The sequence below is a fragment of the Bacillus mycoides genome (assembly GCF_001757995.1).
GTDB lineage: Bacteria > Bacillota > Bacilli > Bacillales > Bacillaceae_G > Bacillus_A > Bacillus_A mycoides_B.
In genome coordinates, this window is sequence record NZ_LXLV01000099.1 from 1 (window position 1) to 9,073 (window position 9,073).

General features: G+C 30.7%; 9 protein-coding genes and 1 pseudogene. 5 read left to right on the forward strand and 5 right to left on the reverse strand.

Annotation, left to right across the window (positions count from 1 at the left end; genetic code table 11):
- Positions 1–56 precede the first annotated feature (56 nt).
- Positions 57–707: a MarR family transcriptional regulator gene (locus BWGOE10_RS28460; protein WP_070145985.1), complete on the forward strand. Its 651-nt coding sequence runs from the start codon at positions 57–59 to the stop codon at positions 705–707.
- An 801-nt stretch (positions 708–1,508) separates the two neighbouring features.
- Positions 1,509–1,823 (forward strand): hypothetical protein, encoded by a 315-nt coding sequence (locus BWGOE10_RS28470; RefSeq protein ID WP_131798994.1) that lies wholly within the window; start codon positions 1,509–1,511, stop codon positions 1,821–1,823.
- 381 nt (positions 1,824–2,204) lie between these two features.
- Here BWGOE10_RS28470 and BWGOE10_RS28475 read toward each other — a convergent pair whose 3' ends face one another.
- Complete coding sequence (locus BWGOE10_RS28475) at positions 2,205–2,855, reverse strand: DUF3967 domain-containing protein (protein WP_070145993.1); 651 nt, start codon at positions 2,853–2,855, stop codon at positions 2,205–2,207.
- Positions 2,856–3,107: 252 nt separating this feature from the next.
- On the opposite strand from BWGOE10_RS28475, the gene BWGOE10_RS33070 reads away from it, so the two are divergent.
- Complete coding sequence (locus BWGOE10_RS33070; RefSeq protein WP_171903160.1) at positions 3,108–3,269, forward strand: hypothetical protein; 162 nt, start codon at positions 3,108–3,110, stop codon at positions 3,267–3,269.
- Positions 3,270–3,437: 168 nt separating this feature from the next.
- On the opposite strand, the gene BWGOE10_RS28480 is transcribed toward BWGOE10_RS33070, so the two are convergent.
- Complete coding sequence (locus tag BWGOE10_RS28480) at positions 3,438–4,217, reverse strand: CsxC family protein (protein ID WP_070145992.1); 780 nt, start codon at positions 4,215–4,217, stop codon at positions 3,438–3,440.
- Between the two features lie 465 nt (positions 4,218–4,682).
- On the opposite strand from BWGOE10_RS28480, the gene BWGOE10_RS28485 reads away from it, so the two are divergent.
- Positions 4,683–5,180, forward strand: coding sequence for a DUF3967 domain-containing protein (locus BWGOE10_RS28485; RefSeq protein ID WP_070145991.1), 498 nt, complete (start codon positions 4,683–4,685; stop codon positions 5,178–5,180).
- Positions 5,181–5,432: 252 nt separating this feature from the next.
- Here BWGOE10_RS28485 and BWGOE10_RS28490 read toward each other — a convergent pair whose 3' ends face one another.
- Complete coding sequence (locus BWGOE10_RS28490; protein WP_070145990.1) at positions 5,433–6,131, reverse strand: CsxC family protein; 699 nt, start codon at positions 6,129–6,131, stop codon at positions 5,433–5,435.
- A gap of 1,092 nt (positions 6,132–7,223) precedes the next feature.
- Here BWGOE10_RS28490 and BWGOE10_RS33870 point away from each other — a divergent pair.
- Positions 7,224–7,331, forward strand: a pseudogene (locus BWGOE10_RS33870) (DUF3967 domain-containing protein); the annotation flags it as partial.
- Positions 7,332–7,559: 228 nt separating this feature from the next.
- Here BWGOE10_RS33870 and BWGOE10_RS28495 read toward each other — a convergent pair.
- Positions 7,560–8,132 (reverse strand): tyrosine-type recombinase/integrase, encoded by a 573-nt coding sequence (locus tag BWGOE10_RS28495; protein WP_070145989.1) that lies wholly within the window; start codon positions 8,130–8,132, stop codon positions 7,560–7,562.
- A 410-nt stretch (positions 8,133–8,542) separates the two neighbouring features.
- Positions 8,543–9,073, reverse strand: a 531-nt coding sequence (locus BWGOE10_RS33190; RefSeq protein ID WP_070168361.1) for a hypothetical protein, incomplete at its 5' end; no start/stop codon positions are given.

The following is a 9,073-nucleotide window of genomic DNA, read 5'->3' on the forward strand; positions in this document are numbered from 1 at the left end:
ATATACATTCTAACATATAAAAGTTGATTCCTTCCACTAAGGGAGAGAATTATTTTATGACAAAAGTTGTAGATTTTGGACAAGCTGAAAAAAAAGCGAAATTAAGAGATAGTAAGATTGATAGTATCTATGATCAGTTGCAATCCGGTGGTTATTCAGAAGAAGAGAAATTAATGCTTTTACAGTTATTAAGTAAGGCGACTGGTGGAGAAGAATATTTTATTGCAAAAAAGAAAAAACCAACAGATCGGGTGAGGTTTGTGCAAATTATTATGGATAATTACAATTACCTGAGTGAAATTAATTATTTAACTACAGCTGAAAAAGCGTTTCTAATGGATTTAATACCTTATGTAGAATTTAAAACGAATATTTTGGTTGAAAGAATAAGTAAAGAAAATGAATTTGATTCTGATAGTGCAACGCCTAGTTATCTTGCTAGAAAGTTAACTAGAACTAGAGGAAAAGTATCAGAATTAATGAATGGTTTAATGAAAAAAGGATTATTAGCAGTTGCAGAGACCGGAACAACTACAGAAGATGGCCGTATTTGTACAAGTCGTACATGGTTTGTAAATCCAAATATTATGTGTTGTTCTCCAAAAGATGGAGTAGATAAAGCAACTCAAAAGATCTTTAAAAAATCACTTAAAAACTTTGTAACTGAAGATGGTAAAAAACATAAGTTACCAATTTATTTATTTTAGATGTCATTTTATATTGACATCTTTTTTTTATTAGTATTTACCATTTTTTAGGTGTTCCCTTTTGGGTACACAGGTGTTCCCTTTTGGGTACACCCTATACTTTATAAACCCTTGATATTACTGACTTTCTTCACTTTGCTCTTCTCACTCTTATATATAGAGCTAAAAGTTCCGTAAGGAACGGGTCGTATTTTTGAGAAAATCATTCAAAAATCTCCACCCTCAACATCAAAAAGTCGGCTCGTTAATCCTCACCTAAAGGCTACGGCCTTTTCTTTTTGATATTGTCCTTGCAAAACTTTTTTCGGCTCGTGTGCTTTTCTCGCCAAGCCGACAGACAAAAAGCAAAGCAATGGTTCTCGACTTGGACTAGCAAGTATACGAGCCGAACCGCTTAGATCATTCGTCCCAAGATAGTTTTTATTCAAGAAATAGATACGTAATACGTGGGGTTTCGCCCCCACACGACGAGCCAGCACTCTAGCCAAAAAGCAAAATTGAAACCAAAAGATATAGCTAAATCCATAAAAAAATAAAATAAGCTGTGCATATGGACAGCTTATTTACATAATTATCGTTATCGGTAGTTTATTGGTGTTGTGATGACTCTACTGTAAATCGGTATTATTATTTATCTTTATAAACGGAAAAGACCGCCCCGATGTAATCAGGAACGATCTTAAAACAGATGAAGTTCTATTGCTTGTCCAATAAAAATGAATGATGTATCTGTTTTTAACGATTATTGTGATGTTTCTGTTTTGAACGAACATAGTGATGTTTCTGTTTTGGACGAACATAGTGATGTTCGTGTTTGCAACAATCACAATGATGTTCGTGTTTGCAACAATCACAATGATGTTCGTGTTTACAACAATCACAATGATGTTCGTGTTTGCAACAATCACAATGATGTTCGTGTTTACAACAATCACAATGATGTTCGTGTTTGCAACAATCACAATGATGTTCGTGTTTACAACAATCACAATGATGTTTGTGTTTGCAACAATCACAATGATGTTCGTGTTTACAACAATCACAATGATGTTTGTGTTTACAACAATCACAATGATGTTCGTGTTTACAACAATCACAATGATGTTTGTGTTCTGAACAACTATTATCCCAACTCATTTTCTTATACCTCCTTTTCAAATAAAGAGTTATATTTATTCTATGTTTTTAATAAGAACAATGTTTGTTTACTAACCTATTTCATTTTTTATATAAAAGTTAAAAAATGAGATAAAAATGGATTGTTTGCTGTTGTTAAATTGAAAGCTTAAAAGCAAGAATCTCTTTTGAATTTCAAGAAAAAAGCGAAATCCACTGATATAATAAGGGTTTCGCTTTTTCTTTGCTGATTATGATATGCATGAATTTATACATTGTGGAGATATTAGGATTTTTTAAGTTTATGAATGTTCTGTATTAGTACAAAAATCTGTATAGAATTTTGTATAAAAAAAGCTTTGCATATAAGCAAAGCTTTTTTTATTTCCAGAATTTCCACCAATGTTGTTTGTTTTCTATAGTAGGAGCAACTAGTTGTTTGTTTTCTTGAATAGATTGTATGTTATGTAGTAGTTGTTCATCTCTTTTTTGTAACAATTGTTCATGGTGTTTTTGGTATATTTGTATATCGTCTTTCAATGTTTGAAATTCTTCTTGAGTTCGTCGTAGTTCTTCTCTCATGGATTGAAGTTCTTTTGTTATTTCTTCGCGTTCCTCACGCAACAGTTCACGTAACAAATTAGTGTTGTTTTCGCGTTCCAATATTTCTTTGTCTCTTGTAATAAGCAAAGATTGGGAATCCATTGGATCATGGGACGTTCCACTCGTGTTCCAATTTTCATTATTTATATTTATTGCTACAGTTTTTGCAGCATCCACCTTGTTATATCCGGCATCTTTCATAAGTGTTTGAAATTGTTTCAAAGCTTTTATATCCTTTGAAGTAAAGGTTCGATACTCACGATTACTTTTAGGATCACGAACTTTTATAAAGGTGTACTCGTGTTTTTCTAACTCTAAACACCATTTACGTAAATAGCTTTCGCTAATACTTAACGTTTCTGCTACTTCCTTAGTTAGGAAGGCGGGGAGTGGCTCGGATTGTATACCGTTCCGTGTTCCATCAGACATCGTTCCTCACGCTCCTTTTCGCGTTCCAATTGAAGTTTCTAAAGATATATTATACATGATAAAATGAAATACCTTTGAAATATAAAATTTATTGGTAATATAGGATAAGTCACATTTTAAGGGTTAATTCGTGATTCCAACTACAAAATTAGAAGAATAAATGGGGAATATGAGAATACATTTACAATTGTGAGAAAAAAGTATTCTTTTTTTGTTGTGGATAAAATTGTGGGTAAAATGGAGGAATATCTGATGAATATTATTTATATAAAAACAAAAAATCAATATAAAAGTGAAAAAGAAAATAAAATGGAAACTATACCAATTATAAATCGAGTATATTATGAAAATGGAGAGATTAAATTTGAAATATTAGGGGAGCAAAAAGTTCCTATGACATGGTTAGATAAATAGAGAAAAGGCACTCATTTGAGTGCCTTTTCGTTTTTGTAGGTATGGATTTATTTGTTTGTTATATTGTGAAGTTATTTTGTTTAATAAATGAATTTTTAAATTTATGACTAAAAAGAAAGAAGAATTTTTTAGGATTCTTCTTTCTTTTTAATCTATGAACATTTTTAATTAGCAACCAGATTGTCTAGTTGTTGTTCCGCCAACTCTTACTTGTTGAGTTTGTAATACTTTTAAAGTAAGATCAAGAACGATTTTTTCACGTAATTTGTCAAATTCTTTTTCATGAGTTTGATCACATGAATCACCATGACCATAATCATAATCATCATCATGATCACATGGTGAAAAATCAAGTTCATAAAATTCTGCACTAATTAATTCACAGAATGGTTGTTCATTATAGAAAACATTATTTTCAAAGAAGAATTTGTCTAGACGAGGAATATCAGTATTTTTTGGATTAATGAAACGAGCCTTATTTTCCGAAGTAAAGGCTAACATTGGGAAAGAAAGAAAGTCATTTCGAGTTAAATCAGCAAAACCAGAGAATCGAACTTTTGCAATTTTATCATGAATCACGCCATTGCAGTCTTTAGCAGCGTATTCAATATTTTTACGAATGAAACCTTCTACAAACAATTTTGCTCTTGTTACTCGCCAATATCCTGTTGCATCAATTGGCTCATATTCAACAGGTACTAGTTTACATTGTTGTAAAAATACATCTTTTAACACTCTTTTAATTTCTACTGCTGGTGGACAAAGTGGAATATTTGCTTCGACTACAATTTGAAGCGTTCTTTCTGCTAATACAACTGGAATTTTAACTATTGGATTGTTTGTAAGAACAGGCTGTGCTGCAGTATCACTGAATGGAGTTTGTGTTTCTGATTTAACCTTACAATCTTTATGATGATCATCAGAATAATAGTCTTCTTGGTTATTCAATTAAAAAAACCTCCGTTTATTTTATATTTAAAAATATCTACTTAAATATGATATTTAATATATCCATTTGTGTGAGGGCCTGTATAATAGTTATTTTTCTTATTTTGAGATATAAAGGCTAAATTAGATTAATAAAATTAATGTTTTTTATGCTAGTTTTTGTTTAGTGTGTATTTTCGTTAAAATATTGCACCATTTTGAATAAAAAAACATAAATTATATGTGAGTCGAGTACTGTTGTACTTGTTTACGTTTATATAGAAATCTTCTTTGAAAAGAAAGAAAATCTATTAATAGGTTTTTTTCTTTTTTTAATAAAATTGATATTATTTTAGGTGATTTAAAATCGTAATAAATTTTTATTATTGCAATATATAAATTAATAGATAATATTGATTGATGGTTATAAAAGGAAAACACTATATATCAATTGAAAAACAGCTTAGAACAGAGGGAGAATAAAATATGTCTCAAACTTATTGGGGGGCTGAGGTAGCTAAAAACTTAGGGATTGGCTCAAGTACTTTGCGTAAATACTGTCTTGCCTTGGAGAAAGCTGGGTATTCTTTCAAGCGTGGTAACAATAATTCTAGAATTTTTTATCATAATGATGTAGCAACTATAGAACGGCTAATAGTAGCTATGAGAAAGAATAATTTAACGCTAGATCACGCTATAAATTTAGCAATGACAAGTGTTACAAAAAATGAGGTAGCAATTACAGAACACATAAGAACATTAGTAGAACGTATAAAACGATTGGAACAACTTAATTTAGAGTTGATTCAAAGATTTGATCAACAAAGTAAACTTTTACAGGAAACAGATGTTCAACACATAATAAGAGAAGAACAAAGAGATGTTCAATTAATGCAGGTATTAAGAGAGATACAGGATAGTAGACGCCTAATAGCAGCTTTAGAACAGAAGAAGTTATTTTGGAGTGGCCTGTTTGGTAAATAAATTAAAATCTAATGATAAAGAGACTTTTTCTTTTTATTTGAAAAAAGATAAAAAGTGAGTTTTTTGTCTATTATTAATAATGATATTGGATTTTTAGCACTATAAATGTTAGTCAAACATATATTGTAGTATTGGAATAGGTTTCGCTCACTTATTTCATTTTATTTTATAGTCTCTTTTAAAAGAACATCAACGGGCATTGGTGTTCTTTTTAAGTAGGTTGATTTTGAAAAATAAGAAGTTTTCTTTGTTTTAAATTTGTACTTGTTGTATTTGTAAAACTTTTAAAGTAAGGTTTAATACAATTCTTTCATGAAGAGTATCAAATGGTTCGTTTAAGTCTGTTAGACAAGGAGAAAAGTCTAATCCAACAAATTGAGTACTGACTAATTCGCAATATGGTTGTTTGTTATAAAAAATTGTATTTTCGAAGGGATATTTTTCTGAATGTGGTAAATCACCGTTTTTAGGATTAATAAAATGAGATGTAGTATCTGAGGAACCAGCTATTAAAGCTAAAGATAGAAAATCATCCTCTATTAGATCTATAGAACTAGAAAATGGAACATTTACAATGCAGTTATATATAACTCTATTATATCTATCATTTATATATTCAATATTTTTACGAATATATCCTTGAAAAAATAATTTAGCTTTTGTAACTAGGCGGTAATTTGTACCTGGTATTGGAGTAAATGCTAGAGGAACTAAATTACATTGTTTCAAAAATACGTCGTTTTTTAAGATACGTTTAATTTCAATTGCTGGAGGATCTAATGAAATATTGGATTCTACAACAATTTGAATTGTTCTTTCAGCTAATACAACTGGCATTTGTACAAGTGGTGCTTCTGTAGTAATAATTGGTGCTGCAATTTTATCACTTAATGGTGTTTGAGTTTGTCCTACCACCTCACATGATACATTAATTGGACATTGTTCACTCATGTTATTTAATCTCCTTTTTGAAATTACTTTAAATTTTTAAAACTTTTCAATGCCAATGTATTTATTTTTTTTATTTATGTATATGTATGTATAACAGCTTTTGCAATTTGTTTATTGAAGTTTATTAATGAAATACAGACAATAATCTATGATTATTTGCATTTCATTAATTATACATATGAATAAATTAATATAAATATCATTATAAAAAAAAGAGTGATATGAGTTTTGTGTGTTTGAGTTTTTTGTCTATTATCGATGATGATGCAATTTGAAATAGGAGAAAAATTTCAAATGTTATTAAGTTGTATTTTTGAAATGAAAAATTCTAGATTTTCAGCTATGGCATAAAGTGTACTTTTTACCATGGTATATAAATTTCTAATGAATTAAGCTAATTCCCCTATTTCTGGGATTTGGGCAAAAAGACCCAATATGTATATTTATCACCTTTCCCAAATGTATGATTCACAAAAAATAATAAAAATAGAACTACATTTATAGTCCGTATAAATATTAGTTCTATTTTTCACAGGTCCACCAGGAGGAACAGGAACCTCCTATACAATATATATATGTTTAATTATGAAATTTGAAAATAAAATTATTACTTTTTTACTGCATATATTCAATTTTACTATCGTTCTCTTTATGATCCCACCAATCAAATGACATAAAATCCACTTTAAGATATTTTTGAAAATGGATTCCTTGATTTTCGTACGCTAAGGGTTTTCTAAGCTATAAAAAGACAATAAACAGTTTGTATTCCTTTGTAACAAAAAGGGCGACAAAGAGTTTTAATACAAATTAAATTTGCTACATATTTCTGTTACAACAAAATCAACAAGTCGATTAGTAGTACGCTTCAAGTAAAGTGTTGTAACAAAAATATAGAGTATTGTTACTATATAAATAATCCTTAGCGTGAGTTTTATGTTAGTACGTTGGTTGTACCTCTAAACTAAAAAAGATGTATATCAATATGAAAAAAACAGAAGAGTTTAAGTGGAAGCGCACTATGAACCAAAAAATATTTTTCTCACAGTAAGGTTGTACCTACGGTATAACCTAAGTTTTCATGATTTGGTGGAAAAAATGGAGGAACGTGATCAAAACCTAATGGCTATAATCCGTGAAACCTAAGAGACTAAAAAATTGATTGCAGCTACCCAACAAAAAAAGTGGTGGCAATTTTTTATACAAAACTCTATACAGGTTTTTGTACTAATACAGGACATTCATAAACTTAAAAAACCCTAATATCTCCACAATGTATAAAATCATACATAGGATAATAAAAAAAGAAAACGCACAAACCCAATGACATCAAAGGTTTGTGCGTTTTCCTTGCTACCAATAATACTTGATTATGTGAATAAGAAATCCCTTTTGTAGAATATGGAAGAGATTTCTAGATGAATTTAATTAAATATAAAATGTATCTAGTACATTATCTTTCTCTTCTTTATTGATACCAATGTATTTTAATGTGATTTGCGGCGTACTGTGATTGAGTATTTCTTGCAACATAGCTACATCTTTTGTTTGTTTATAGAACCAATAGCCGAAGGTTTTGCGCATGGTGTGGGTCCCAATGGATTCTATACCGGCAAAGTCTCCGGCTTTTTGCAATTGTCGATAAGCCTGGATTTTACTAATGGGTTGATTTCCTTTTCGTGAAGGGAATAACCAGGTATTTTCTAGTGTTTGGGTATACGAATAGACTTCATCAAAAATAGAAGTAAGGTTAATCATGCGTTCTTTTTTTGTTTTTCCTTCTTTGATTTTAAATTCTTTTCTCTTTTTTCGTTTTAACTTTACTATGGTTTGTGTTTCAAGTTGAAGTAGATCGCTAACACGTAATCCAGTATGTATGCCGATTAAGAATAAAATATAGTCTCGTTTAGAACAGTGGCGTTTGAGAGCCCATTTCATATCTTCGATCTGTTCTTTGCTACGGATGGGTTGGACATCAATGAGATGTGGTTTTTTGTTCATAGTTTTTGACCTCTTTATTTATAGCGTTTTGAATGTATACTTTTGTTGTGTATTTTGAGGATATCAGGAGATTTGGTGTGAAGTCAATGTTTAAGGAGATTTGAATGTAAACAAATATTTAAAAGTTTACTTTCGGATTATTATCGGTAGCAAGGACAAGGTGGTATATATAGTGTTTATGGAGTAACTGCTCAGGGTATCCTTATTACTGTACAATGAGTTTTGAATACAGAATTAACGCAGATTCTCTAGTATTAAATAAAGGATTGGTGTTTTTTTTTGTATCCATTAAAATTAATCAATGTTATATAAGAATAAGTAATGTAATATGGTTTGTTTATAATAGATTATTTATGCGAAAAATTAAAGGTAGATAAAAAATTATGAATTTTTTATCTACCGAAATATGGTTAATTATCATCAAATAGAATAGTAGCAGCAGCACCATTCTCTAATGCACCATTTTCTACTGTAACTCGTACTGATAATAAATCACATTGATTAACAGGAAAACTACCCGTGGCAGTTCCACAACAAGCTGCACCTGTTAAAGTTACTATAATACCTGTACCTGTAGCACCTGTAGCGCATGGACCACTTACCCAAATTTCAGCGGTTTTAACACCTGATGGTCCTCCTGGTTGTGCATTATCATCTCGAATATTAAAAACTAAATCAGTGATAGTTGCTGCTTTTGGTATAACCACAGTATTTCTTGCAAAACCATTAACTCCGCCTTGTGAAGTACCTAAACCAAAAAATTGACCATTAGCAATTGACTGATCTGTAGCTAAATAAAGCGCCTTTTCACCCGTAGCACCCGTAGCACCTGTAGCACCCGTAGCACCCGTAGCACCCGTAGCACCTGTAGCACCTGTAGCACCCGTAGCACCTGTAGCACCCGTAGCACCTGTAGCACCAGTACCACCAGCACCCGTGAC